Source organism: Streptomyces sp. NPDC046915 (genome assembly GCF_040644935.1).
In the GTDB taxonomy this organism is placed as follows: Bacteria; Actinomycetota; Actinomycetes; order Streptomycetales; family Streptomycetaceae; genus Streptomyces.
The window spans coordinates 400,681-426,720 of the sequence record NZ_JBEYXB010000004.1; the positions used below are offsets into that span (position 1 = coordinate 400,681).

The 26,040-nt window shown below is 71.9% G+C and carries 26 protein-coding genes; 8 read left to right on the top strand and 18 right to left on the bottom strand.

From position 1 onward, the window contains the following. Positions 1–24: 24 nt before the first annotated feature. The 3 genes from ABZ915_RS13060 to ABZ915_RS13070 all read left to right on the top strand — a co-directional run bounded on the left by ABZ915_RS13060 (position 25) and on the right by ABZ915_RS13070 (position 4,183). Positions 25–768: a thioredoxin domain-containing protein gene (locus tag ABZ915_RS13060; RefSeq protein ID WP_361800456.1), complete on the top strand. Its 744-nt coding sequence runs from the start codon at positions 25–27 to the stop codon at positions 766–768. Between the two features lie 67 nt (positions 769–835). Next, complete coding sequence (locus tag ABZ915_RS13065; protein WP_361800459.1) at positions 836–1,480, top strand: DsbA family protein; 645 nt, start codon at positions 836–838, stop codon at positions 1,478–1,480. Between the two features lie 201 nt (positions 1,481–1,681). After that, entirely contained in the window at positions 1,682–4,183 is a 2,502-nt protein-coding gene (locus ABZ915_RS13070) for a fibronectin type III domain-containing protein (protein WP_361800462.1), read from the top strand. A 215-nt stretch (positions 4,184–4,398) separates the two neighbouring features. Here the strand turns inward: ABZ915_RS13070 and ABZ915_RS13075 are convergent, their stop codons facing one another. The 15 genes from ABZ915_RS13075 to ABZ915_RS13145 form a co-directional block, all read right to left on the bottom strand. Further along, positions 4,399–5,145, bottom strand: a complete 747-nt coding sequence (locus ABZ915_RS13075) for a sirohydrochlorin chelatase (protein ID WP_361800465.1) — start codon at positions 5,143–5,145, stop codon at positions 4,399–4,401. 7 nt (positions 5,146–5,152) lie between these two features. Next, on the bottom strand, positions 5,153–6,037 hold the full coding sequence (locus tag ABZ915_RS13080) for an ABC transporter permease (protein WP_361800468.1): 885 nt from the start codon (positions 6,035–6,037) through the stop codon (positions 5,153–5,155). Then, positions 6,024–6,803 (bottom strand): ABC transporter ATP-binding protein, encoded by a 780-nt coding sequence (locus ABZ915_RS13085; protein WP_361800471.1) that lies wholly within the window; start codon positions 6,801–6,803, stop codon positions 6,024–6,026. The genes ABZ915_RS13080 and ABZ915_RS13085 overlap by 14 nt, the downstream gene beginning before the upstream one ends. 36 nt (positions 6,804–6,839) lie before the next feature. Further along, complete coding sequence (locus ABZ915_RS13090) at positions 6,840–7,970, bottom strand: aliphatic sulfonate ABC transporter substrate-binding protein (RefSeq protein WP_361800474.1); 1,131 nt, start codon at positions 7,968–7,970, stop codon at positions 6,840–6,842. Between the two features lie 235 nt (positions 7,971–8,205). Continuing rightward, positions 8,206–9,540 (bottom strand): GTP-binding protein, encoded by a 1,335-nt coding sequence (locus ABZ915_RS13095; RefSeq protein WP_361800477.1) that lies wholly within the window; start codon positions 9,538–9,540, stop codon positions 8,206–8,208. 2 nt (positions 9,541–9,542) lie between these two features. Next, positions 9,543–10,487 carry a sulfate adenylyltransferase subunit CysD gene (cysD, locus tag ABZ915_RS13100; protein ID WP_361800480.1) on the bottom strand — a complete coding sequence of 315 codons (945 nt, stop codon included), beginning with the start codon at positions 10,485–10,487 and terminating at the stop codon, positions 9,543–9,545. After that, the gene (gene cysC, locus ABZ915_RS13105; protein ID WP_361451671.1) at positions 10,484–11,020 is read right to left on the bottom strand and encodes an adenylyl-sulfate kinase; all 537 of its coding nucleotides are present in this window, start codon (positions 11,018–11,020) and stop codon (positions 10,484–10,486) included. Before cysC ends, cysD begins: the two co-directional genes overlap by 4 nt. Positions 11,021–11,091: 71 nt before the next feature. Further along, on the bottom strand, positions 11,092–11,802 hold the full coding sequence (locus ABZ915_RS13110; protein ID WP_361800483.1) for a phosphoadenylyl-sulfate reductase: 711 nt from the start codon (positions 11,800–11,802) through the stop codon (positions 11,092–11,094). Then, on the bottom strand, positions 11,799–11,981 hold the full coding sequence (locus ABZ915_RS13115; RefSeq protein ID WP_361800486.1) for a hypothetical protein: 183 nt from the start codon (positions 11,979–11,981) through the stop codon (positions 11,799–11,801). The genes ABZ915_RS13110 and ABZ915_RS13115 overlap by 4 nt, the downstream gene beginning before the upstream one ends. Next, entirely contained in the window at positions 11,978–13,678 is a 1,701-nt protein-coding gene (locus ABZ915_RS13120) for a nitrite/sulfite reductase (RefSeq protein WP_361800489.1), read from the bottom strand. The genes ABZ915_RS13115 and ABZ915_RS13120 overlap by 4 nt, the downstream gene beginning before the upstream one ends. 127 nt (positions 13,679–13,805) lie before the next feature. Further along, positions 13,806–13,889, bottom strand: coding sequence for a putative leader peptide (locus ABZ915_RS13125; protein WP_309486338.1), 84 nt, complete (start codon positions 13,887–13,889; stop codon positions 13,806–13,808). Between the two features lie 130 nt (positions 13,890–14,019). Beyond that, a complete protein-coding gene (locus ABZ915_RS13130) occupies positions 14,020–14,583 on the bottom strand; it encodes a GNAT family N-acetyltransferase (RefSeq protein ID WP_361800491.1) in 564 nt (187 codons plus the stop codon). Positions 14,584–14,600: 17 nt separating this feature from the next. Then, complete coding sequence (locus tag ABZ915_RS13135) at positions 14,601–15,941, bottom strand: hypothetical protein (protein ID WP_361800494.1); 1,341 nt, start codon at positions 15,939–15,941, stop codon at positions 14,601–14,603. Positions 15,942–16,126: 185 nt separating this feature from the next. Continuing rightward, on the bottom strand, positions 16,127–17,398 hold the full coding sequence (locus tag ABZ915_RS13140) for a GAF domain-containing protein (RefSeq protein ID WP_361800991.1): 1,272 nt from the start codon (positions 17,396–17,398) through the stop codon (positions 16,127–16,129). 504 nt (positions 17,399–17,902) lie between these two features. Continuing rightward, the gene (locus ABZ915_RS13145) at positions 17,903–19,540 is read right to left on the bottom strand and encodes an acyl-CoA dehydrogenase family protein (RefSeq protein WP_361800497.1); all 1,638 of its coding nucleotides are present in this window, start codon (positions 19,538–19,540) and stop codon (positions 17,903–17,905) included. Between the two features lie 165 nt (positions 19,541–19,705). Between ABZ915_RS13145 and ABZ915_RS13150 the strand changes: the two genes are divergently transcribed. After that, positions 19,706–20,890, top strand: coding sequence for a YihY/virulence factor BrkB family protein (locus tag ABZ915_RS13150; RefSeq protein WP_361800500.1), 1,185 nt, complete (start codon positions 19,706–19,708; stop codon positions 20,888–20,890). Between the two features lie 25 nt (positions 20,891–20,915). Beyond that, positions 20,916–21,602 carry a helix-turn-helix domain-containing protein gene (locus ABZ915_RS13155; protein WP_361800503.1) on the top strand — a complete coding sequence of 229 codons (687 nt, stop codon included), beginning with the start codon at positions 20,916–20,918 and terminating at the stop codon, positions 21,600–21,602. On the opposite strand, the gene ABZ915_RS13160 is transcribed toward ABZ915_RS13155, so the two are convergent. Beyond that, positions 21,585–21,986: a VOC family protein gene (locus tag ABZ915_RS13160; protein WP_361800506.1), complete on the bottom strand. Its 402-nt coding sequence runs from the start codon at positions 21,984–21,986 to the stop codon at positions 21,585–21,587. The two genes, ABZ915_RS13155 and ABZ915_RS13160, sit on opposite strands and share 18 nt — an antisense overlap. A 126-nt stretch (positions 21,987–22,112) precedes the next feature. Then, positions 22,113–22,745, bottom strand: coding sequence for a VOC family protein (locus ABZ915_RS13165; RefSeq protein WP_361800509.1), 633 nt, complete (start codon positions 22,743–22,745; stop codon positions 22,113–22,115). Between the two features lie 75 nt (positions 22,746–22,820). Between ABZ915_RS13165 and ABZ915_RS13170 the strand changes: the two genes are divergently transcribed. From ABZ915_RS13170 to ABZ915_RS13180, 3 genes are all read left to right on the top strand, one after another. After that, entirely contained in the window at positions 22,821–23,471 is a 651-nt protein-coding gene (locus tag ABZ915_RS13170) for a ThuA domain-containing protein (RefSeq protein WP_361800512.1), read from the top strand. A gap of 159 nt (positions 23,472–23,630) precedes the next feature. Further along, on the top strand, positions 23,631–24,494 hold the full coding sequence (locus ABZ915_RS13175) for an isocitrate lyase/PEP mutase family protein (RefSeq protein ID WP_361800515.1): 864 nt from the start codon (positions 23,631–23,633) through the stop codon (positions 24,492–24,494). Next, positions 24,491–24,751, top strand: coding sequence for a hypothetical protein (locus ABZ915_RS13180; RefSeq protein WP_361800517.1), 261 nt, complete (start codon positions 24,491–24,493; stop codon positions 24,749–24,751). The genes ABZ915_RS13175 and ABZ915_RS13180 overlap by 4 nt, the downstream gene beginning before the upstream one ends. 73 nt (positions 24,752–24,824) lie before the next feature. Here the strand turns inward: ABZ915_RS13180 and ABZ915_RS13185 are convergent, their stop codons facing one another. Then, entirely contained in the window at positions 24,825–25,874 is a 1,050-nt protein-coding gene (locus ABZ915_RS13185; protein ID WP_361800520.1) for a substrate-binding domain-containing protein, read from the bottom strand. Positions 25,875–26,040: the final 166 nt, after the last annotated feature.

A 26,040-nucleotide genomic window follows, 5' to 3' on the forward strand; every position in this document is an offset into this window, starting at 1 on the left:
TCGCACTCAGGGGAGGGAAGACCCATGCAGGGAAGCGGGAGACTTCGCGCGGTCGCGGTGATCGCGGGGATGGCGCTGGTGGGCGCGCTGGCCACCGGATGCGGCGGCCGGGACCGGGGGAGCGGCAGGGCGGACGAGCACGCCACCACCGTCACCTACACGAGCTCCGGGGAACTCCCCGAACGGCTCGCCGCCGACGGGACCACGATAGTCGTCGGCGCACCGCAGGCGGCCACGACCGTCCACCTCTACGAGGACCCGCGCTGCCCCGTCTGCCGGGACTTCGAGGAGGACGGCGGGGGCAGGGCCCTGCGTAAGATCACCGTCTCCGGCCAGATCAGGACCGAGTACACGCTGGCGTCCTTCCTCGACGGCCGGCTCGGCGGCAAGGGCTCCCGCAGGGCGGCCAACGCGCTGCGGGCCGCGCTGGACGAGGGCAGGTTCCTCGAGTACCACGACGCCCTCTACGCCCACCAGCCGCCCGAGGAGACCGACGGCTACACGGACGCGTTCCTGCTGCGCATCGCCTCCCGGGTCCATGGCCTGCGCGGCCCGGACTTCGACGCCGCCGTCCGGGACATGAAGTACGCGGACTTCGTCACCGCCTCCCAGCGGGCCTACACCCACGACCACGCGACGGGCACACCGACGTTCGCCGTGAACGGCGTCCTCGTCGAGGAGCCGGTGCGCAGCCAGTTCTTCAAGGGCGACGCCCTGCAACTGGCCATCAGCGAGGCCGCCGCCGAGGCGCCCGTCGCGGACAGCTGAATGGGCCACTGAAACAGGGGGCGATTGGGCCGGGACCCTGCGCCATTCGGCGGCTAGCGTCGTCCGCGTGACACCTTCCGAGACCGACCGCACCGGCGCGCCCGTCCGCGTCGACTTCGCCTTCGACCCCGCGTGCCCCTTCGCCTGGATCACCTCCCGCTGGCTGCTGGAGGTCGAGCGCCTGCGCCCGCTCGACCTCCGCTTCCACACGATGAGCCTGTACCTGCACAATCTCGGCAACGAACTCCCGGACTGGTACCGGGATCTCGTCGACCGGTCGATCGGCCCGGTCCGGGTCGCCGTGGCCGCCGCCGACCGGCACGGCGAGAAGGTGCTGCGGGACCTCTACACCGCCTTCGGCACCCGCATCCACGAGCGCGGTACCGAGTATGCCCAGGATTTCGACGCGGTCGTCACCGAGTCCCTCGCCGATCTCGGGCTCCCCGCCGATCTGGCCGACGCCGCCCACGACCCGGCGTACGACGAGGCGGTGCGCCGCAGCCACGACGCCTGGGCCGAGCCGGGCTCGGGAGGCTACGTGGGCACGCCCACCCTGCATGTCGAGGGCACGGTGTGGTTCGGCCCGGTGCTGCGCGCCGTTCCGCGAGGGGAGGCGGCGGCCGAGCTCTTCGACGGTTTCCGGGTGCTGGCGAGGCACCCCGACTTCTTCGAGCTCAAGCGCACCCGGACGGGCTCCCTTTCCTTCGACTGAACCCGTTTCTAAGACCGCCTCATTGACGGTGACTCATCAATGCTCCTACCTTTCCCGGGTCGGCACACGCTTCCCGCATGGGAGAGGTCTATGCCCGCACACCCCAGACGCACCCTATTTGCCCTCCTGTCCGCAGCCCTTCTGCTGGGGGCGCCCTCGCTCACGGTCCCTGCTCAAGCGGCCGTGACCTCCGATGTATATGTGTCACCCGTCGGTGACGACCACGCCAACGGCACCGCCCGCCATCCCGTCCGCACCCTGAAGCGCGCCCGCGACCTGGTCCGCGCCAGGGTCGCGGACCTCCACGGCGACCTGACGGTCCACCTCGCGCCCGGAACGTACCGCCAGACCGAACCGCTGGTGCTCGACGCCCGTGACTCGGGGACCGGCGGCCACCGGGTCGTCTGGCAGGGCAGTACGGGCCGTACGGTCGTCAGCGGCGGGCGCCGGGTCACCGACTGGCGCCCGGTCGCGGGCCGCACCGGCCTGTGGTCCGCAACCGCGCCCCCAGGGCTCACCGACACACGGCAGTTGTACGTCGACGGCGTGCGCGCCCAGCGGGCCCGCGGGGCCGTGCCGGTGACCCTCACCCAGACGGCGACCGGCTACGACGCGTCCTCCGACACCATCGCCCACTGGAAGCACCCCTCCGACGCCGAGTTCGTCTACACCAGCGGCGAGGCCCTGTGGAACGTCGAACGCGACGGCCTGGGCCAGTGGACCGAGCCGCGCTGCCGGATCGCCTCCGCCGAGGGCACCGCCATCACCATGGCGCAGCCCTGCTGGGACAACTCCAACAAGCGGGTCGAGTTCCCCGACATCCCCGGCCGCACGGTCAGCATGGTCGGCCCGGGACACCTCACCAACGGCGGCAAGGCGTCGTACGTCGAGAACGCCTACGAACTCCTCGACCAGCCCGGCGAGTGGTACCTCGACAGGACCGCGCGGAAGGTCTACTACCTGCCCCGCAAGGGCGAGGACCTCGCCCGCGCCGACGTCGAGGCGGCCGCCGCCGAGAAACTGGTCGACGCACGCGGCACCGCCGAGGCGCCCGTCCACGACATCGCCTTCCGCGGGCTCCAGTTCAGCTACGCGACCTGGCTGACCCCCTCGCGCCCCGAGGGCTTCTCCGAGATCCAGGCCGGCTACACCGTCACCGGCGACCGGGGCTGGGCCACACAGGGCCTGTGCCAGTACGTCGACGGCGGCACCTGCCCCTTCGCGTCCTGGACGAAGATGCCCGGCAACGTCTCCTTCGCGTACGGGCGGCACATCGAGTTCACCGACGACGTCTTCGCCCACCTCGGCGCCTCCGGACTGGACCTGGGCACCGGCACGGCGGACTCAACGGTGGGCGGCAGCATCTTCACCGACATCTCCGGCAACGGACTGGAGATCGGCGGAGTGGACGGCCAAGCACCCGCGTCCGGCGTACAGGTGACGAACAATCACCTCTACGGCCTGCCCCGCGAGTACCACGGCGGCGTCGCCGTCCTCAACGGCTACACCCAGCACGACACCATCGCCCACAACCAGATAGACCACGTCGGCTACAGCGCCGTGTCCATGGGCTGGGGCGGCTGGCCGGACAAGATCGGCGACGCCGCCACCCCGAACCCCAGTCACGACAACGAGGTGCGCGACAACCTGATCTTCGACTACATGCAGATGCTCGACGACGGCGGCGGCATCTACACCCAGGGCCTGACCGGCACCTCCCTGGCGGACGGCGAGAAGGTCACCGGCAACGTCATCCACGACCAGTGGGGCCTGGGCAAGAGCGTCTACACCGACAACGGCTGCACCTACGAGACCGTCCAGGGCAACGTCCTGTACCACGCCTCCTACGCCAACGTCGCCTCCCGCCACACCGACTACCGCGACGCCCTCGGCAACAACGACCCGACCCTGATCAAGGACAACTGGTGGGAGGAGGGCACCGCCGACGGCGACAACAAGGGCCTGGTGACCACCGGCAACAAGATCATGGCGGCCCCGTCCGACGCGCCCCCGGAGGTCCTGGACGACGCCGGGCTGGAACCGGCCTACCGAGGCCTGCTGAACCGTCGTGCCGGCGCCGGCTCCGCCCCCGAGGCGCCCTCCAGGGTCGGCACGAGCACCGCGGGCGCGGACGCCCTGTACGCCACCTTCAACCCGACGTTCGCGGACGGCGGTTCACCGGTGACGGCGTACACGGCGCGCGCCTACGACCCGGCCGGCCGTCAGGTGGGCGAACAGAGCGTCACCGCCGCGGACTTCAGGCGTACCGCGCTCGTCCGCATCGGCGGACTGCCCTCGTCCGGCGCGCCGTTCACGGTGACGGTCACCGCGCGCAACGCCTACGGTGCGAGCGCCCCGTCCCTGGCCTCGGCGCCGCTGACCCCGACGGCCCCGGGCGTCCTGCCGGACGCGCCGACCGCGCCCAAGCTGCGTACCGCGTCCACCGCGGCCACGCTCGCCTGGACCCCGCCCACCGCGACGGGCGACGCGAAGATCATCGGCTACCGGGTGACCGTCTCCGACGGCCGCGACCCGGTCGACGTCACCGGCCGGGACGTCCTGGTCACCCAGCCCTCCGCCAAGGGCATGTTCCGGGTGCTCGGCGAACTGCGGCCCGGAACCCCGTACACGGTGACCGTGGCGGCGGTGACGGCAGCGGGCACCGGGCCCGCGGCAACCGTCGAGGCGACCACGAAACCCTGACGGCGCACCTCGATCGCAGCGGAATCCCCACCGCTGTGACACATCCGCCGCACGAGACGCAGTACCAAGTGCCGGGCACGGCAAGAAGGTTGGCCACAGCCGGACGCCGTGCCCCGGCCCGTCGTCCGCGGGCCGGCGTCACAGGGGAGCGCCGGACCGCGGACACCTGCCCGCCACATCGGCCCGCCCCGCCGGATCGCCCCGCCGGACAGGCCCTAGGCGCCCACGGCCGCCAGCGCCGGACGGCGTGCCGTGTCGTAGCGTTCCAGCAGCACCCGGGCCACCTCCGGGGCGGGACCGAGCACGTCGGCCAGGACGTCGGCCTCCGCCGCGCCCCGCGCGATGCGGTCCGGGAGGAAGCCGGGGGCCAGGACGTACGGGGCGACCGCGACCTTCGCGCAGCCCAGGGCGCGCAGTTCGCGGACGGCGTCCTCCGTGCGCGGAAGGGACGCGGAGGCGAACGCAGGCCGCACGGCGCACCAACCGGTGTGCCGCCACTCCCGCGCGATTTCTGCGATCACTGCGATCGCCTCCGGGTCGGTGGACCCCGCCGAGGCCAGCACGACCCCGGTCGAGGACTTGTCGGCAGGCGTGAGCCCCGCCTCGTACAGCCGGCGTTCCAGCGCCGACAGCAGCAGCGGGGACGGGCCCAGCACCTCCGCCTGCCGGATCCGCAGCCGCGACGGCGCGTCCCGCAGGACCGCGGGGATGTCCGCCTTCGCGTGGAAGGCGCGGGTCAGCAGGAGGGGCAGGGCCACGACGTCCCGTACGCCCTCCGCCGCCAGGGACTCCAGCACCCCGTGCACGGACGGGACGTTGAAGTCCAGGAAGCCGGTCTCCACGCGCAGCCCCGGCCGGAGCGACCGTACCCGCCGCACCAGGGCGTGCACCGTCGCGGCGTGCCGCGGGTCGCGGCTGCCGTGGGCGATGACGACGAGGACGGGGCGAGCGGGGGTGCGCATGGCGGACTCAGCCCTTCACCAGCAGGCCGCGGCTGCGCAGCACCCACCGCTCCAGCGGGCTGAAGATCAGCAGGTCGATGGCGATGCCGACGAACAGGATGAGCAGGATGGCCTCGAAGACCATGGCCATGTCGCTGTTGGTGCGGGCGTTCTCCAGCAGCTGGCCGAGCCCCACGCCGAGGTCGGGGAAGCTCGCGATGATCTCGGCGGCCATCAGCGAGCGCCAGGAGAACGCCCAGCCCTGCTTCATGCCCGCCACATAGCCGGGCAGCGCCGCCGGCAGGGTGACGTGCCAGACGCCCTTCAGACCCGTCGCGCCCATCGTGCGGCCCGCGCGCAGGAACAGCGGCGGCACCTGGTCGACGCCGGACACCAGGCCGTTGGCGATCGAGGGGACCGCGCCGAGCAGGATCACCGCGTACATCATCGAGTTGTTCAGGCCCAGCCAGATCACCGCCGGCGGCACCCACGCCACCGACGGCAGCGACTGGAGGCCGGACAGGATCGGGCCGATGGCCGCGCGCACGAACTTCACGCGCGCCACCACCAGCCCCAGCGGGGTGCCGATCAGCAGCGCGAAGAAGAAGCCCAGCAGACCGCGGGAGACGCTGGTCCAGATGTAGCCGAGCAGATCGCCCTTCAGCCAGTCGTTCCGGAAGGCCTGCGCCACCGCCGACGGCGAGGGCAGCTTGCTGGGGTTGTCGACGATCTTCAGGGATATCAGGCCCTGCCAGACCACCAGGACCACGGCGATCGCGATGATCGGGGGCAGGATCTTGTCGACGAAGGTCTTCCGGAACGGCGGGCGTTTGGCGGTCGTCGTCTCGAGGGCGTCCAGGCCCGCCTCGACGCTCCCGGAGTCCTTGACCGGTGTCGTCTCAGTGCTGGCCATGACGGCGGATCTCCCCACGCAGTACATCGGTGATCTCAAGGGACAGTTCGGCCACGGGCGCGTCCTCGATGCGGCGCGGCTGCGGGATGTCGACCGTCCACTCGCGTGCGATCCGGCCCGGACGGGAGGACAGCAGGATCACGCGCTGGGCGAGCCGAACCGCCTCGCGCACGTTGTGCGTGACGAACAGGACGGAGAGTCCCGTCTCCTCCCAGATCCGGGTCAGTTCGTCGTGCAGCAGGTCGCGGGTGATGGCGTCCAGCGCGGCGAACGGTTCATCCATCAGCAGCAGGTTGCTCTCCTGCGCCAGCGCGCGGGCCATCGCCACGCGCTGCCGCATACCGCCCGACAGCTCGTGGACGCGCTTGCCGTACGCGCCCTTCAGCCGGACCAGTTCGAGCAGTTCCTCGGCCTTGCCGTGCCGCTCGGGCTTGGGAACCCCCCTGAGCTTCAGGGCGAGTTCGATGTTCTTGCCCGCGGTCAGCCACGGGAAGAGGGCGTGCTCCTGGAACATCAGGGCCGGGCGGCCGTCCGTGGTGATGTCACCGGCGGTGGGCCGGTCCAGGCCCGCCACCAGGTTCAGCAGCGTGGATTTGCCGCAGCCCGACGCCCCCAGGAGGGTGACGAACTCGCCGGGCGCGACATCGATGCTGATGTCGTCCAGGACGAGCTGCTGCCCACCCGGCGTCGCGAAGGACTTCGAGACGTGCGCGAGGCGTGCCGCGTGTCCGACGGACTCGTCGGCCTTGGCGAAGGTCGTGGCCATGGTCGTCACCTCCTGGGAACTCATCGGGGACTTGGGTCAGCTGGTGCCGAGACCGGCGGCGTCGACGGCGCTCTCACCCTCGGCCTTGAGGACGGCGTTGAGCGGGGTGAGGTCGTAGATGCCCTTCAGGTTCGGCTTGTCCAGCAGCCCGGCCTTGACCGCGTGCTCCGCCTCGGTGTTCAGGGTGGCGGCCAGCGGGTCGTCGGTGAACTGGATCGACTTCCACGCCGGGTCCAGGACGTTCGCGGGCAGCGCCTTGCCGGAGTCGGCCTCCAGCTGCTTGTTCGCGGCCGTCTTCGCCTGGTCGGGGTTGGCGTTGATCCACTTGTTGGCCGCGACCGAGGCCTTCAGCACGGCCTCGACGGCCTTCGGGTGCTCCTTGAGGAAGGACTGCCGCACGATGATGTTCGTGATCACGAACTTCTTGCCCGGCCACAGCGTGGACTCGTCGAGGATCGTCCTGCCGCCCTCGGCGACCAGCTTGGACGCGGTCGGCTCCGGCACCCAGGCGCCGTCGACGGACCCGGCCTTGAAGGCGTCCGGGGTCACCTTGTTGTCGCTGCGGACGACCGTGACGTCACCCTTGCCGCTCTGCGCGTCGACCTTCCAGCCCTGGTCGGCGATCCAGTTGAGGAACGCCACGTCCTGCGTGTTGCCGAGCTGGGGCGTCGCTATCCTCTTGCCCTTGAGGTCCTTCAGGGACTTGATCTTCTTCGGGTTCACGACCAGCTTCACGCCGCCGGACGCCGAACCGCCGATGATCTTCAGGCTCTTGCCGTTCGACTTGGTGTAGCCGTTGATCGCCGGGGACGGGCCGATCCAGCCGATGTCGATGGAGCCGGAGTTGAGCGCCTCGATCTCGGACGGGCCGGCGTTGAAGGTGGCGTACGAGGCCTTGGTGGCGCCGAGCTCCTTCTGGAAGATGCCCTGCTCACGGCCGACCAGCGCGGTCGCGTGGGTCAGGTTGCCGAAGTAGCCGATCTTGACGGAGTCGAGGCCGTCGATCTTCTTGGCACCGGCGGCGACCTTCTGGTTGGCGGCGGTGTCCTCGGACTTCGAGCCGTAGCCGCAGGCTGCGAGGGTCAGCAGGGGGAGTGCGGCGACCACGGCGACGCCGCGGCGAAGGAACCTCGAACGGGGCGGACGGGCTGAGCGGTTGGCAGGCACGGGAGGTGTTCCTCTCGTTGGCCCGGCGGTCACGGTCTTTCAGGTCGTGGCCGGGTGTTCGGCTAAGGGTCTTCGTCGCTTCCGGGACGTCGGGCGGGGGGTGAGGGCGCGCAAGCGGTGCGCGTACGTCAGCGCACACATCGCGCCACTCCGCCCTGCCCGCTGCCGAGGGCGCCGCTGCCGACGCGGCCGCCCTCCTTCGCGAACGTCGAGTAGACGTCGGTCGTCCTCATGCTCAGAAGTCCCAGCCGTCGTCTTCGGACTCGTCCTTGACCGGCTCGGGGGCCGCGAAGGACTCGCCGACCATGCCCGCGGTGAGCGTGGTGCCGTCGCTGGGGTCGATCAGGATGAAGGAGCCGGTGCGCCGCGAGTCCGAGTAGGAGTCGACCGGCAGCGGCTCGGCGGTGCGGATCTTCACCCGGCCGATGTCGTTGGCGACGAGCTGTCCCGGGTGCGGGTGCAGGGACAGGTCGGCGAGTGTGAGCCGGGAGGGGATGTCCTTGACGATCGCCTTGACCGTGCGGGTGCCGTGCTTGAGCAGTACCCGGTGGCCGACGGTCAGCGGGGCGTCGGCGACGTGGCAGACCGTGGCCTCGATGTCCTGGGTGGTCGCCGGGGCGTCCTTGGTCGGCACGAGCAGGTCGCCGCGCGAGATGTCGATGTCGTCCTCCAGGAGGATCGTCACCGACTGGGTGGTCCAGGCGACGTCGACCGGCTCGCCCAGCAGGTCGATGCCGGAGATCTTCGACGTACGGCCGGACGGCAGCACCGTCACCGCCTCGCCGACGCGGAACGAACCGGCGGCGATCTGGCCCGCGTAGCCCCGGTAGTCCGGGTGCTCGGCCGTCTGCGGCCGGATCACGTACTGCACGGGCAGACGCGCGTGGCAGTGGCTCAGGTCGTGGCTGACCGGGACCGTCTCCAGGTGCTCCAGGAAGGTCGGCCCGCCGTACCAGTCCATGTTCGCGGACGGGTCCACCACGTTGTCACCGGCCAGCGCCGAGATCGGGATCGCGGTGATCTCCGGGACGCCCAGTTCGAGCGCGTACGCCGTGAACTCCTCGGCGATCGCGGCGAACACGGACTCCTGGTAGTCGACGAGGTCCATCTTGTTGACGGCGAGGACCACGTGCGGGACGCGCAGGAGGGCGGCGATCGCGGCGTGCCGGCGGGTCTGCTCGACGACGCCGTTGCGGGCGTCGACCAGGATCACCGTCAGTTCGGCGGTGGAGGCGCCGGTGACCATGTTGCGGGTGTACTGCACATGGCCGGGGGTGTCGGCGAGGATGAAGCGGCGCTTGGGCGTGGCGAAGTAGCGGTAGGCCACGTCGATGGTGATGCCCTGCTCGCGCTCGGCCCGCAGACCGTCCGTCAGCAGCGCCAGGTCGGGTGTGTCCTTGCCGCGGCTGCGGGAGGCGTGTTCGACGGCTTCCAGCTGGTCGGTGAGGACCGATTTGGAGTCGTGCAGCAGGCGGCCGACGAGGGTGGACTTGCCGTCGTCGACGGAGCCCGCGGTGGCGAACCGCAGCAGGGTGGTGGCCGAGAGGACCTCGGTCGTCGTCGTGCTCATGCTTAGAAGTACCCCTCGCGCTTGCGGTCTTCCATCGCGGCCTCGGAGAGCTTGTCGTCGGCGCGGGTGGCGCCGCGCTCGGTCAGCCGGGACGCGGCGATCTCGGCGATGACGGCGTCCAGCGTCGTGGCGTCGGAGTCGACGGCGCCGGTGCAGGACATGTCGCCGACGGTGCGGTAGCGCACCTGCCGTTTCTCGACGGTCTCGCCCTCGCGGGGCCCGCCCCACTCGCCCGCCGTCAGCCACATCCCGGCACGCTGGAACACCTCGCGCTCGTGCGCGAAGTAGATCTCGGGCAGCTCGATGCCCTCGCGGGCGATGTACTGCCAGACGTCGAGTTCGGTCCAGTTGCTGAGCGGGAACACGCGGACGTGTTCGCCGGGGGCGTGGCGGCCGTTGTAGAGGTTCCACAGTTCGGGGCGTTGCCGGCGCGGGTCCCACTGGGAGAACTCGTCGCGCAGGGAGAACACCCGTTCCTTGGCGCGGGCCTTCTCCTCGTCGCGGCGGCCGCCGCCGAAGACGGCGTCGAACCGTTCGCTCTGGATCTTCTCGGTGAGCGGGACGGTCTGGAGGGGATTGCGGGTGCCGTCGGGGCGTTCCTTGAGCACACCGCGGTCGATGTAGTCCTGTACGGAGGCCACATGGAGGCGCAGTCCGTGCTTTTCGACCGTGCGGTCCCGGTAGTCCAGTACTTCGGGGAAGTTGTGTCCGGTGTCCACGTGCAGCAGGGAGAACGGGACGCGGGCGGGGGCGAACGCCTTCAGGGCGAGGTGCAGCATGAGGATGGAGTCCTTGCCGCCGGAGAAGAGGATCACCGGCTTCTCGAACTCGCCCGCCACCTCGCGGAAGATGTGCACCGCCTCGGACTCCAGCGCGTCCAGGTGGCTGAGGGCGTACGGGCTGTCCGTGCCCTCGTCGCCCTCCTTGGCCCTGGTGACGGTCGTCATGCCAGTCCCCTTTCGCTGAGCAGGGCGTACACGGAGGCCGCGGACTCCGGCACGCTCTGGTGCTGCGACTCGATGCGCAGGTCGGGCGACTCGGGCTCCTCGTAGGGGTCGTCGACGCCCGTGAGTCCCGTCAGCTCGCCCGCGGCCTGCTTGGCGTACAGCCCCTTCACATCGCGTACCGAGCACACCTCGACCGGGGTCGCCACGTGCACCTCCAGGTACGCCGTGCCGTTCTCCTGGTGCCGCTTGCGCACCGCGTCCCGGCTGTCCGCGTAGGGCGCGATGACCGGTACCAGTGCCTTGACGCCGTTGCGGGCCAGCAGTTCGGCGACGAAGCCGATGCGCTGCACGTTGGTGTGCCGGTCCTCGCGGCTGAAGCCGAGGCCGGCCGAGATGAACTCGCGGATCTCGTCGCCGTCGAGCACCTCGACGAGGTGGCCCTCCTCGCGCAGCCGGCCCGCCAGCTCGTGGGCGATGGTGGTCTTGCCGGCACTCGGCAGACCCGTGAGCCAGACGGTGGCTCCGGTCGTCACGTGGGTCTCCTTGTTCGTCGGAGAGGTCGTCGGGGAGGTCGTCGGGGAATTCGTGGGAATCGCGGTCATGGTCAGCCGTGCAGCCCGCACTCGGTCTTGCCGCGGCCCGCCCAGCGGCCCGCGCGCGCGTCCTCGCCCTCGAGCACCCGGCGGGTGCAGGGGGCGCAGCCGATGGAGGGGTAGCCGTCCATCAGCAGCGGGTTGGTCAGCACGCCGTGTTCGGCGACGTAGGCGTCCACGTCGTCCTGGGTCCAGCGGGCGATCGGGGAGACCTTCACCTTCTGGCGCTTCTCGTCCCAGCCGACGACCGGGGTGTTCGCCCGGGTCGGGGACTCGTCGCGGCGCAGGCCGGTCGCCCAGGACCGGTAGCCCTTGAGGCCCTCCTCCAGGGGCTGGACCTTGCGGAGCCTGCAGCACAGGTCGGGGTCGCGGTCGTGCAGCCTGGGGCCGTACTCGGCGTCCTGCTCGGCGACCGTCTGCTTCGGGGTGAGGGTGATGACGTTGACGTCCATCACGGCCTCGACCGCGTCGCGGGTGCCGATGGTCTCCGGGAAGTGGTAGCCGGTGTCGAGGAACACGACGTCCACGCCCTTGCGGACACGGGACGCCAGATGGGCGACCACCGCGTCCTCCATGGAGGACGTGACGCAGAAACCCTCGCCGAAGGTGTCCACCGCCCACTGGAGGATCTCCAGCGCGGAGGCGTCCTCCAGGTCACGGCCCGCCTGCTCGGCGAGCGCCTTCAGTTCCTCGGCGGAACGTTCTTCCTGAGCCGTCGTCATGTCCGGTCATCCCCTCCGTCGTCGGCTCGCTGAAACCCCCGGGCGAGAAGCCCGAGGAACTTCAGCTGGAATGCGCGGTTGCACGCCGCGCATTCCCAGGCACCGTGACCCTCGTCGCTGGGACGCAGGTCCTCGTCGCCGCAGTAGGGGCAGTAGAAGGGGGCGGCCCGCTCGCTCATGAGAGGGACTCCTCGCCGGCACGGGCCGCCCAGACGGCGAACCGCTCGCCGTCCTCGCGCTCGGCCTGGAAGCGCTTGAGAACGCGCTCGACGTAGTCGGGGAGCTCCTCGGCGGTGACCTTCAGGCCGCGCACCTTGCGGCCGAAGCCGGGCTCGAGGCCCAACGCGCCGCCGAGGTGCACCTGGTAGCCCTCGACCTGGTTGCCGTGCTCGTCCAGGACCAGCTGCCCCTTGAGACCGATGTCCGCCGTCTGGATACGGGCGCAGGCGTTGGGGCAGCCGTTGAGGTTGATGGTGATCGGCTCGTCGAAGTCCGGGATCCGGCGCTCCAGTTCGTCGATCAGCTGCGAACCGCGCTGCTTGGTCTCGACGATGGCGAGCTTGCAGAACTCGATGCCGGTGCAGGCCATGGTGCCGCGCCGGAACGGGGACGGCCTGGCGCTGAGGTCCAGCGCCTCCAGGCCCTCGACGAGCGAGTCGACCTGGTCCGCCTCGACATCGAGGACGATCATCTTCTGCTCGACGGTGGTGCGGACCCGGCCCGAGCCATGGGCCTCCGCGAGTTCGGCGATCTTCGTGAGCGTGGCGCCGTCGACGCGTCCCACGCGCGGGGCGAAGCCGACGTAGAACCGGCCGTCCTGCTGCCGGTGCACGCCGACGTGGTCGCGCCACTGCTGGACGGGCTGCTCGGGAGCGGGCCCGTCGATCAGCTTGCGCCCGCCCAGGTACTCGTCCTCCAGCACCTGACGGAACTTCTCCGGGCCCCAGTCGGCGACGAGGAACTTCAGGCGGGCCCGGTTGCGCAGCCGGCGGTAGCCGTAGTCACGGAAGATCGAGATGACGCCCTCGTAGACGTCCGGGACCTCGTCGATCGGCACCCAGGCGCCGAGGCGCACACCGAGCTTGGGGTTGGTGGACAGGCCGCCGCCGACCCACACGTCGAAGCCGGGGCCGTGCTCGGGGTGGCGTACACCTACGAAGGCGACGTCGTTGATCTCGTGGACCACGTCCAGCAGCGGCGACCCGGAGATGGCCGTCTTGAACTTCCGCGGGAGGTTCGAGTACGCCTTGTTGTTCAGGACCCGGCGCTTCATCTCCTCCAGCGCGGGGGTGGCATCGATGATCTCGTCCTCGGCGATGCCCGCCACCGGGGAGCCGATCATCACACGCGGAGTGTCGCCACAGGCGGTGACCGTCGACAGGCCCACGCCCTCCAGGCGCTCCCAGATCGTGGGTACGTCCTCGATCCGGATCCAGTGGTACTGGACGTTCTGCCGGTCGGTGATGTCCGCGGTGCCGCGCGCGAACTCCTGCGAGATCTCGCCGATGACCCGCAACTGCTCGGTGGTCAGTGCCCCGCCGTCGATGCGGACGCGCATCATGAAGTACTCGTCGTCCAGCTCCTCCGGCTCCAGGATCGCGGTCTTGCCGCCGTCGATCCCGGGCTTGCGCTGGGTGTAGAGCCCCCACCAGCGCATACGCCCGCGCAGGTCGCTCGGGTCGATCGAGTCGAAGCCGCGCTTGGAGTAGATCGTCTCAATGCGTGTCCGCACATTGAGACCGTCGTCGTCCTTCTTGACCTGTTCGTTGCCGTTGAGCGGGGTGAAGTGACCCACGGCCCACTGACCCTCACCGCGGTGACGACTCACCTTGCGGCGGGGCGCGGAGGCGGCAGGGTTCTGCGGGGTGGCGGCCATGGTTGTTACGTCCTTCGGGACAGGCTGAAAGCGGCTCTGACCTGCCCGTATGGGCGCATACGGGCATACGTGCGCATCGTTGCGCAGGAAGAGGGGAAAGTCGGGACTGTCGGCGTTGCTGGAGTGGTCAGCTCGCCGGACAGATGGCGCTGGACATGCGGCCGAGGTCGACGTGCCGCCGACTCACCAAGGCAATTCCAGTTCCAGACATGACGGAAGCGTGTCATGCGGATCTCTGGCCAGTCCACCGTTATCCGCATGTTGGACATGCGTGTCCCGAATGGTGGACACTGTGATCTGTGTCATCGCGTAGTGCGTCGTGGGTGGTACGACGCCGGCCGCTACGCCCCCGGCCAGGGCCCCGGCGCCGGCACCTCCCGCTCCTCCTCCACCTTGGTGTCGAAGAGCCGGAAGCCGCGCCGCAGATAGTTGTCCATGGCGAACTCGCCGTCCTTGCTGCACGTGTGCAGCCACACCCGCTTCGTCGGCGCCCGCCCGGGCCACCGGTCGGCGAGGTCCCACGCCCGGGCCGTGCCGTGGGCCAGCAGATGACCGCCGATGCGCCGGCCGCGGAAGGCGGGGATCAGCCCGAAGTACGCGATCTCCACGACCCCCTCGTCCTGCGGGTCCAGCTCCACGTACCCGGCCGGGGTGCCCCGGTCGTAGGCGACCCACGCCTCCACGCCCGGCCGGTCCAGGAACTCCCGCCACCGGTCGTAGCTCCAGGTCAGCCGGTCGGTCCAGCGGATGTCGCCGCCGACCGAGGCGTACAGGAAGCGGCTGAACTCGGGGGAGGGGACCTCGGAGCGGACGATCCGTACGCCGCCGTCGGGGGCGGTGGCCGGCAGGAGGTCGGCCGGGGACGTCTGCTCCAGGGACCAGGTGGTGACCATGACGCTGCTCATGGGGGTCAGGGAATCATCTACCCCAGGGACCTGTCGATCGAGGCCAGGGGCAGGGAGAACAGCATGCGGTCCGTGACCGACCACACCTCGCCCGTCGCCTGCGAGTAGGACAGGGACCCGGCGTCCTCGGCCCAGCAGTGGTGCGTGGCGTCCGAGCCGCAGTGTGCCGCCTTCGCGCCGTCGGTGTCCTGACGCCAGAGCGTGCCGTGGCCGTCCAGGTCCCCGGGCGGGTGCCCGACGTACCACGTGGACCGCTCCGAGCCTGGCTGACGGTACGACAGCACACCCCGGATGCCGGTCGCCCCCGTCCGGTACGCCTCGACCGCGTCCACCCGGCCCAGCGGGTCCGCGGCGAGCAGACCGCCGCGGGCCGGCTCCACGCTGAAGGCGTACCGCCACAGCCGGGCGTCCCGGTCGCCGCCGGCGGGGGTCCGTTCGCCGACGACCAGGCTGTCGGGGGCCGATCCTCGGTCCAGGGAGAGACTGCCCGGGCACGGGGTGCCGCTCTCCGCGGTGGAGCAGTGTCCGGCGGGGAAGCGGTAGGAGCCCACGGCCGGCATCACGAAGCCGTAGCCGTCCGCCGACCAGCCGCCGGGCACCCGGCCGACCGCCGGGCCGTCGACCGTGGTGCGCTGGATGCGGTTCATGTCGTAGACGTAGAGCGCCTCGGCCGCGCCCGTGCCGGCGGTGACGAGCAGCTTGTCCTGGTACCAGACCATGCCGGAGACGGGCGAGGCCAGGCCCCGGTAGTCGCGGCCCCCGTCGTCCGGGACGACCAGCAGCACCCAGCGGTAGACCGGGTGGCGCGGGTCGTCGGCGTCGACGAAGGCGACCCGGGCCCGGCCCCGCTCGGCTGTCGGGCCGGTCGTCGTGCTGTGCGTCCAGCCCGCGAGGATCACGCGGTGGGCGCCCCAGGTGCCGTCGTCGTCCGCGTCGCCGGACGTGGTCACCGAGGCCGGCTGCCAGTCGGTGCCGGTGGTGTCTGCCGGGTCCCAGCAGTACGCCGCCGTGGCCGCCGGGGTGACGGGCAGCGAGTCCCGCTCCTCGGAGGTGCAGTCGGCCGCCTCGCGCAGGGTGCGGTCGGCGCTGTCGAGGACCGCGCCGACACCGACCGGGCGGCCCATGGCCGAGGCGAGCCGGTCCAGCGAGCGGGTCGGCGTCATGCGCTCCTGGAGCCGCAGTACGCCGGTCTCGGCGGAGGAAGGCAGCGGCTTCAGGGCGCCCGGGTCGTCGGCGACCGTGGCCTGCGAGGCGCTGATCAGAGTGGCTGCCGCGGTGAGCGCGAGGGCGGTCCCGGCCAGGACCGCGCGCAGTGCCGCGCCCCGTCTGCGCCGCCGGTGTCTGCCGCGATGCTTCATGTCTCCTCCCGAGGCGGGCCAACTGCGCCTGATGGTCCGTGCGTTGTCCGAGGAGCAGGTGGGGAGGCCCGTAGTTGGATGCTACGGCAGTTGAGGGCGGCTCAGGTCGAAGACCTCGCAAATATGCGGAAGATGCACCCTCGCGTGCGCTGAATATGCCAAATGAGGGTGCAGTTTGCCGCTTTTCAGGCCGTGGGTGACGATGTCCGGCCTGTGATCACGGCCGGCGCCGTGGAGTGGGGCAGTAATTCGCGCGGGTCCTCGGGCAGCAGCACCTCGACCTCCGCGGCATCGCAGAAACGATACGGCCGGTGTTGCAGGAACCCTCCGAGGTACCGCCGCACCCGCGACATCTCGGCCCGTACCGTCACCGTACGGGACGGATCGCCGAACAGGTCCGCGGCCAGGCCCGCGGCGCTGCTGCCGGTGCGCCGCAGCGCCAGCAGATACAGCAACTCGGCATGCCGGGGGCTCAGTTCCCGCGACCAGGAGCCCGCCTGCCCGGAGATCGTCACCGTCCAGCGGCGCGGCCGGGCGAGGTCCAGCACGATCCGGGCGGCGCCCGGCGGCGGCTCGTCCACCGCGCGCACCAGCCAGCCCCCGGCCAGCGGCTCCACCGAGCACAGACCGAGCACGGGCAGCCACCGGCGGCCCGCCGACAGTGCCGTGGGCAGCCCCACGCGCGGGGTGTACGGCAGCCCCGTCACCGCCGCCGTCCAGCCGTCCCGGTCCACCACGACCGCCCGCCCGCCGACCCGGGCCAGCACCGGCGCCGACTCGGCCCGCAGCCGCTCCAGCGAGGTCAGATGCAGCTCTTTGAGGCGGGCCTCGGCGAGCTTGGCCACCGAGTCCACCCAGGCCAGCGTCGCGGGGTGCATCGTCTCCAGCGGGCCGCTGATGTCCACCACACCGAGCAGCCGCCCGTCCCGGGGGTCGGTGACCGGGGCGCCGGTGCAGGTCCAGGAGGTGTGCGAACGGACGAAGTGCTCGCCGGCGAACACCTGGACGGGCCGGCGCACCACCGCCGAGGTGCCCACGCCGTTGGTGCCGACGACGTCCTCCCGCCAGTCGGCGCCCACCTCCAGGCCCACGCCGTCGGCCTTGCGCAGCACGGCCGCACTGCCCTCGCGCCACAGCACCCGCCCGTCGGCGTCGGCGACCACCATGATGTGCCGGGCCACGTCCGCGACCGACAACAACCCCTGCCGCAGCACCGGCAGGACCTGCCCGAGCGGCGACTCCTCCCGTCTGCGCCGCACTTCCTCGGCGGACAGCAGCCCGCCCTGGGAACCGCGGTCGGGATCGACGCCGCCCCGCAGCATGCGCCCCCAGGACTGCTCGATCACCGGGCGGGGCGCGAGGGGTGTGCGCCGGCCCGCGAGCGCGGCCGCGCGCACCTCGCTGAGCACCCGCGCCGCCCGCGTCACGTCCATGGCGGCGAGCCGCGCCACGTCCATCGACGAGTCGGCCACGGAGTCCTCCCGGGACAGGTACGGGGACCGCCGCGCGAGCAAGCGGTTGTCAAGCGGTCCGGACGGCGGTTTCCGGTCCGAGTGTGCGCCCCATGGTGCCCGTCGGGGCACCTCGAGGACACACGGTCCGCGCACAGCCAACGACAAGTTGCAACCCCTTGCAACCCTGGTGAACGGGCCTGCGGTGGCCGAAACTTGAGCAGCGCCGCCCAGGCGGCGCCGTGGCCTGCAACGGGCCGTGGGCGGGGGTGGTGCCGTGTCGGCGCAGCACCACCCCCGCATCGGGGACCCCGACGACAGCTCCCGGCCGCAGGCCGCCCTCAGTGCCTGTGTCACGCCCCCGACCAGGCGCGCGTCGTCCGGCACGCACTCCCCCACGCTCGGCTTCGCTCGCGCGGGGGGACCCCCATCGAGGGCACTCCGGCGCCTTGCGATCGCACGCACCGGACGCGACGCGCGCCGATCCGGCCGGGGACGTGACGCAGGCCCTCAGGACACCGGGCGGGCCCGCTCCACCACCGAGGCCAGATTCAGCCCGTACGGCAGGGTGCCGAAGGCCGTGCCCCAGTCGCCGCCCAGCCGGGAGGCGCAGAAGGCGTCGGCGACCTCCGGTGGCGCGAACCGCACCAGCAGCGACCCCTGAAGGACCAGCGCCAGCCGCTCCACGAGCCGCCGGGCACGCCCTTCCACGGCCTCCAGCTCACCGAGTTCGGCCAGCAGCTGCTTCACCGCCGCGTCCAGCCGGTGGTCGGCGCCGCGCGCCCGGCCGACCTCGATCAGATAGGCGTCGAGCACACCCGGTTCGCGTTGCAGCGCCCGCAGCACGTCCAGTGCCTGCACATTGCCCGCGCCCTCCCAGATGGAGTTGAGCGGCGACTCGCGCACCAGCCGCGGCATGCCCCATTCCTCGACGTAGCCGTTGCCGCCCAGGCACTCCGCGGCCTCCACCACCACCGGCGCGCACCGCTTGGTCACCCAGTACTTGGCGGCGGGCACCGCCAGGCGCAGCAGCGCCCGCTCCCGCTCGCTCCCGTCGTCGTAGGCGGCCGCGAGCCGCATCGCCAGCACGGTGGCCGCCTCGGACTCCAGCGCCAGGTCCGCGAGGACGTTGCGCATCAGCGGCTTGTCGATCAGCTTGCCGCCGAAGGCCTCCCGGTGGGCGCAGTGGTGCACGGCCTGCGCCACCGCCTGCCGCATCAGCGCCGCCGAGCCCAGCGCGCAGTCCAGCCGGGTCGCGGCGACCATCTCGATGATGGTCCGCACCCCGCGCCCCTCCTCGCCGACCCGGCGCGCCCAGGTCCCGTCGAACTCGATCTCGCCGGAGGCGTTCGACCGGTTGCCCAGCTTGTCCTTGAGCCGCTGGATGAGGAAGACGTTGCGGGTGCCGTCGTCGAGGACCCGGGGCACCAGGAAGCAGGTCAGCCCGTCCGGCGCCTGGGCCAGCACCAGGAAGCCGTCCGACATCGGCGCCGAGCAGAACCACTTGTGCCCGGTCAGCGTGTACGTCCCGGCCTCGGCCAGCGGCGTCGCCGTGGTGGTGTTCGCCCGTACGTCGCTGCCGCCCTGCTTCTCGGTCATGCCCATCCCGAAGACCGCCCCGGCCTTGAGGCGGGCGGGCCTGAGGTCGCGGTCGTAGATCGTGGAGGTCAGCCGGGGCTCCCACTCGGCGGCGAGTTCCGGGTCGGTGCGCAGCGCGGGCACGGCGGCGTGGGTCATGGACAGCGGGCAGCCGTTGCCCGCCTCGACCTGGGACCAGATCAGGAAGCCGGCCGCCCGCCGTACGTGCCCGGCCGGGCGCACCCAGGCGGTGGTCAGCCCCGCCGAGACGCCCTTGCCGAGCAGCCGGTGCCAGGCCGGGTGGAACTCGACCTCGTCGACGCGGTGGCCGTAGCGGTCGTGGGTGCGCAGTCTGGGCGGGTTCTCGTTGGCCAGTACCCCCCATTCCTGCACCTGCGCCGAGCCAGAGGTCCGCCCGAGCCCGGACAGATCGTCGCGCACCTCGTCGATCAGCTCGGGGTCGGTGTGCCGCTCGACCGCCTCGGAGAGGGCCCGGTCCGCGCCGAAAAGGTCGTACTCGACCAGCGGCGGTGGCTGGTTCGTCACGGTGTGCGTGCTGGTGCCTGCCATGTCAGCGAACCTACCCGGGGCGACGGCGGTGATGGCCCCAGAGTGGCACAGGCCGGGCCGCCGGGCGCTTTTGGCCGGGGGCCGCCCCGTGCCGCTGCCGGTGCCGCCGTCCGTACCGTCGCCCGCGAGATGAGCCGGGTCGTCCCCGGCGGATACCTTTAGGTCGTGCAGCCAGCAAGTGAACCCCCCGAGCGGCCCGGCGGCCGGCTCCACCGGGCCAGAGCCCTCTACCGGAACGTCTCCAAGCGCAGGACCGCCTGGCTGCTGCTGAAGGACACCGTCAACTCGTGCATGGAGTACCGCATCCTGGGGCTGGCGGCCGAGGCGGCGTTCTTCACGCTGCTGTCCGTGCCGCCGCTGCTGCTGAGCCTGATCGGGCTGCTCGGCTACGTCGACGACTGGACCGGCGCCGACACCATCCAGTCCCTGGAGAACAACCTCCTGGAGGCCTCCCGGACCGTCCTGTCCGACAGGGGCGTCAAGGAGATCGCCGAGCCCATCCTGCACGACGTGATGAAGGGCGGCCGCCCGGACGTCATCTCCATAGGCTTCGTGTTCGCCCTGTGGTCGGGCTCCCGCGCGGTGAACGTCTTCATCGACACGATCACCGTGATGTACGGCCTGGACGGGGTCCGGGGCATCGTGCGGACCCGGATCATGGCCTTCCTGCTGTTCATCGTGGGGCTGCTGATCGGTTCGGTGGCGCTGCCGCTGATGGTGGCGGGGCCGGACGCGGTGGTGCGGATCGTGCCGTGGTCGGAGACGTTGGTGCAGGTCCTGTACTGGCCGGTGGTGATCATTCTGTCGATCGCCTTCCTCACCACGCTCTACCACGTGTCCGTGCCCGTCCGCTCGCCGTGGATCGAGGACGTGCCCGGCGCCCTGGTCGCCCTGGCCATGTGGGTCCTGGGCAGCTTCCTGCTGCGCATCTACCTCACCCACACCATCGAGGGCGCCACGATCTACGGCTCGCTCGCCGCGGCGGTCGCGGTCCTGTTGTGGATCGGTGTGTCCGCGTTCGCCGTGCTGGTCGGGGCCGCCGTGAACGCGGCCATCGACCGGGTCTGGCCGGCCGCCGCCACGGCCGCCGCCCGTGCCGCCCAGGGGCGGCTGCGCGAGGTCCAGGTCGCCGAGTACGTCGCCCGGGCCGCCGCGGCCCGCGAGGCGGACCCCTATGATCCCGACGACCCCGACATGCCGTCCGAGTTCCCCGAACGCTGGTCCCGCTTCCTGCCCCCGGAGGACGTGACGGCACGCCTCCGCGCCCATGTGAAGAGCCAGCACAATGTGAAGAGCCGGCACAACGCGCACCACAAGGCGGGGGACGACACCCGGCCACCGGAGCAGTGAGCGCGGGCGGCGTAGCCTGGCGGGCGTGTACCAGGAGCGGGTGTCCCGGCTGAGCGGCGCGGTGGTGTGGCGCCGCACCCTGGAGGACCCCGAGGTGCGGCCGGTGCTGCCCGACGGCTGTATGGACCTGCTGTGGAGCGAGGGACGCCTGCTGGTCGCGGGGCCCGACACGCGCGCGTACGTCCCCGGCGGTCCCGCCCGGCGCTGGGCGGGTCTCCGCTTCGGCCCCGGCACCGCGCCCGGCTTCCTCGGCGTCCCGGCCCGCGAACTGCGCGACCGACGGGTGGAGCTGGCCGATCTGTGGCCCGCCGCCGAGGTACGGCGCCTGCGCGACCGCGTCGAGGCGGCGCCGGAACCCGCGACCGCCCTGGAGGACATCGCGCTGGAGCGGGTGGCCGAGGCGGGCCCGCCGGACCCGCTGCTCGGGCGGCTCGTCGCGGCGCTGGACGCGGGCCGCCCGGTCGCCGCCACGGCCGACGGACTCGGTCTCGGCGCACGCCAGTTGCACCGCCGCTGCCTGAGCGCCTTCGGCTACGGTCCCAAGACGCTGGCCCGGGTGCTGCGGCTTCAGCGGGCACTCGCGCTCGCCCGCACCGGGGTGCCGTTCGCCGAGACCGCGGCGCGGGCCGGCTACGCCGACCAGCCGCACCTGGCCCGGGACGTGCGCGAACTGGGAGGGGCGACGCTCGGGGAGCTACTGGGCCGCCGGTAGCGGCGCGAACAGGTCGACGCCGTTGCCGTCCGGGTCGTGCACGGTCGCGTACCGCTGCCCCCAGAAGGCGTCCCACGGCTTGAGCTCCCCGTGGTATCCGGCGCCCACCAGGTCCTCGTACCCGGCGTCGACATCGGCGGGTGTCCCGCACCGGAAGGCGAGCGCGACGCGGCCCCCGCCGGCCGGCGGCCGCCAGCCGGGGTGGAAGGAACGGACGGTGGCCTCGGTGTCCAGGGCGAGGGTCAGCCCGCCGGGCAGCTCGGCCTCGACGTGGGGCTGGTCCTCGGCGCCGTCGGGGAAGACGAGCCCGAGGCGGCGGTAGAAGGCGAGCGAGGCGGCCAGGTCGGAGGCCACCACGCCGATCACTGCGCATCGTGGAGTCATGCGATCACGGTAGGCAGGGCCCGGCCGGCCGGTCTTGAACGGATCGGACACGTCCGGCCCCCTAGGGCCGCGGGATCGCGCCGGGGCCCCGCGGCAGCGGCCGTTCCAGCGCGTCCGCCGCCGGCCTCAGTGAAAGGTCACCGACCCCTTGGGCGTCCCCACGGTGAAGGAGAAGCCCACCGGTCCCTCGGCGAGGGACAGTCCGGTGTCCAGGGCCGCCAGCAGGGGGCGGATGCGGTCCGGGTCGGGGGCGGTGGCGGTCAGGTCCAGCAGGGGGGTGACGGGCAGGCCCGAGTCGGCCGGGTGCCGGGACGTGCCCCAGTCGATGAGGAAGGGCACCAGACCGGAGGGGTCCGCGGTGTCGCTGTCGGTCAGGTGCCAGCTCAGGAGGGTGCCGTCGGGGGTGCGGCGGCTCATCGGGAACGCCGGTCCGGGATCGTGGCCGCGGGCGCGGGCCGCGGTGATCGCCGCGGCGAGGTCGGGCGGGCTGATCGCCCAGGTCACCGTGCGCGGTCCGGTCTGCCCGTCGACGCCGAAGGGCCGCGGCCCCGCCGGGTCGCCCTGTTCCGGGTCCGGCCCGATGATCTCCAGATAGCTCCGGCCGCCCAGGGACACCAGGTGGTTGCGGGTGCCGAGCCCGACGTGCACCCCGCCCGGCGCGGGCGTGACCCCCGTGCGCCGGGTGAAGTCGGTGACCGTCGCCGCCAGGTCGGGCGTCGCCAGGACGAGATGGTCCAAGAGCGGGGGAATACGGTTCATTCCGCCCGAGGCTACGGTCATCCCCGCGCCCCTTCAAGGGACTTGGTACCGCCCGGCGGCATTAGGGTCCCCGGCATGGCCGCCCGACTGCTCGTCTACACCCGCACCGCCGACTACCGCCACGACTCCATCCCGGACGCCGTCGCCGCCGTACGCTCCTTCGACGGCTTCGCGGTGGACGCCACCGAGGATCCCGCCGCCCTCGAACAGCCGCTTCAGCGGTACGCGGCGGTCGTCTTCCTCTCCACCAGCGGCGAGGTGCTCACCCCCGCCGGCCGAGACCGGCTCGCCGGGTACGTGGAGGCGGGCGGCGGCTTCGCCGGGGTGCACGCGGCGGCGTGCACCGAGTACGGCTGGCCGTACTACGGCGACCTGCTCGGCGCCCGCTTCGCCCGGCACCCCGCGTACCAGCCGGGGCGGGCGGTGGTCGAGGACCCGGCGCACCCGGCCACCCGGCACCTGCCCGCCGTCTGGGACTTCACCGACGAGTGGTACGACTTCGAGGCCGGCCCGCGCGGCGCCGTGCGGGTCCTGCTGCGCGCCGACGAATCCTCGTACCAGGGCGGCGGCATGGGGGAGGACCACCCGCTGGCCTGGTGCCGGGAGCAGGGCGCGGGCCGGGTCTTCTACACCGCCCTCGGACACGCCTCGGCCGCCTACGCCGACCCCGCCTTCCGCGCCCACCTCGAAGGCGGGCTCGGGTGGGCGGCGGACCGGTTCGCGTGACGTTTCTGCGGTGAACCGGCTGCTCCATCGGGGTGAGTAAAGGTCTCCTAAGGTCCATCCCACGTAAATATCTAGAGAAGCTCTTGTCTTGGCAAAGGGCTGTCGCGACGCGGCGCCATTTCGGCGACCGCGCCACCCACCCACATGAGGAGCCGGACCTTGACTCACGGGAAGAAGCTGCGCGAGCAGATCGCCGGGCCGGGGACCACCCCACTGATCGGCGTCTATGACATGTACTCGGCATCGATCGCGGCCAAGCACTACGACGGGATGTTCGTCTCGGGCTTCGGCTTCGCGGCCTCGTACTACGGGCTGCCGGACATCGGATTCATCGCCTGGCCGGACATGGTCGCGTTCGTCCAGCGGCTGCGGGGCGCGTTCCCGCACCACCATCTGCTGGTGGACATCGACGACGGGTACGTCGATCCGGAGGTCGCCTGTCATGTCGTCGAGGGCCTGGAGCGGATCGGCGCCTCGGGTGTGATCCTCGAGGACCAGAAGCGGCCCCGCCGCTGCGGGCACGCCGACGGCAAGCAGGTGCTGCCGCTGGACGAGTACCTGGAGAAGCTCCAGAAGGTCCTCGCCACCCGCAAGGACCTGGTGGTGGTCGCCCGCACGGACGCCACGGACGAGCACGACATCCTGCACCGGGCCGAGCGGCTGGCCGCCACCGACGCCGACGTCATCCTGGTCGACGGGGTGCGCAGCGTGGCGTGGATCCGCAGGATCCGCGAGGTCGTCGGCGACAAGCCGCTGCTGTTCAACCAGATCGCCGGCGGCAAGTCACCGCGCCTGTCGCTGAGCGAGCTGTCCGACCTCGGGGTGAACGTCGCGATCTACAGCACCCCGTGCCTGTTCGCCGCGCACGAGGCGATGGACTCCGCGCTGGGCGGCCTGAAGGCGGCCGACGGACGGCTGCCCGAGGTGGACGCCACGAGCGGGATCGGCGTCAAGGCGTCCACCAGCCTGCTGGAGCGGAACATCGCCCGTCACCGGCCCGCCCCCCAGGGCGTGGGCGTGTGAGCCGTACCCTCCCCAGGCTGCGTACGGCGACGGTGATCGCGGCGGCCGTCCTCGGCGCCGCCGCCGGACCCGCCGCCGCGAACGGCGGCAGCCTGGTCACCGTCATCGACAACTCGCAGGCGGACTCCATCGTCGAGGTCGACCGCACCAACAACATCTCGACCGGCAGCGGCACCGCCGGCAGCGACCACGACGGCAGCGCCGTCGACCTGATGGAGGCCCTCGTCGGTGCCCCGCACCAGGACGACGAGGACTGATCGCGTCGTGAGGTACGAGTCGGCCGGGCACCCCGTGCGGGAGCTGCCCGGCCGTCCCCGTCGCCGCCCGTGCTCAGTCCCCGCCGGGCGGCGGTGCCGTGCTCGCCCGTCGTACCAGCCGGGTCGACAGTTCGGTGCGCGTCCCCTCCGGGCGCTCGCCGTGCATCATCCGCACCAGCAGCCTCAGGGCCGTGGCCGCCACCTCCGACAGCGGCTGTCGGACCGTGGTCAGCGGCGGGGTGACCCACCGGGCCTCGGGCAGGTCGTCGAAGCCGACCACGCTGATCTCGTCCGGCACCCGCACCCCCCGCTCGGCCAGCGCCGCGTACACCCCGAGCGCCATCCGGTCCGAGCAGACGAACAGGGCCGTCGGCGGGTCGGGCAGATCCAGCAGTTCGTGCGTGTGCAGACGCGCGGTGGCCTCGTCGAAGCCCGCGTGGCGGATGTACTCGGCGCGCTGCCGCACCCCGGCCGACGCCAGCGCCGAGCGGTAGCCGGCCACCCGGGCGCTGCTGCCCATCCGGCGCCGGTGCCCGGCGATCACGGCGACACGCTCGTGGCCCAGCCCCAGCAGGTGCTCGGTCGCGGTCACCCCGCCCTGCCAGTTCTGCGCTCCCACCGAGACCACGCCCGGCGGGGGTTCGTGCACCGGGTCGATCATCACGTACGGAATGCGGTGCTGGTCGAGCCAGGCGTACTGCGAGGGGGACAGCTCGGCCAGGTTGAACAGCACCCCGGAGGAGCCGCGCGCGGTGAGCTTGTCCAGCCAGCCCCGTTCCGGCCGCCCGCCCCGGGTCCGGTTGAGCCCGGCGGAGACCACCACCTCCAGGCCCGCCTCGTGCGCCGCCTCCTCCACGCCGTGCAGCACCGCGCCCGAGCAGGAGCTGTCCAGCGAGTGCACCACGAGGTCGACCAGGCCGGGCGTCTTGCCCGCGTCGAAGCGGGGTCTGCGGACGTAACCGAGCCGGTCCAGCGCCTCGGTGACCCGGCGGCGGGTCTCCGGCGCCACGTCCTCGCGCCCGTTGACCACCTTGGACGCGGTCGGCACCGACACCCCCGCCTCGCGCGCCACCACGGCCAGCGTCGGACCGGCCGCCATGCTCGCACTCCCCGTACGGACCATCGCCGAACCCGCCTTCCCAACCCGCCCGAGGGCCTCCGAAAGTTGCGACCAACGCTGCTTCCGAGGCCCGGACACCGATCGGGCAGAAAGCGCTTCCTACGATAGGTGCGCGTCAACACGGCGGGAAGACATGGGAATTCACAGGATCACGGCGCGCGGAACTTTC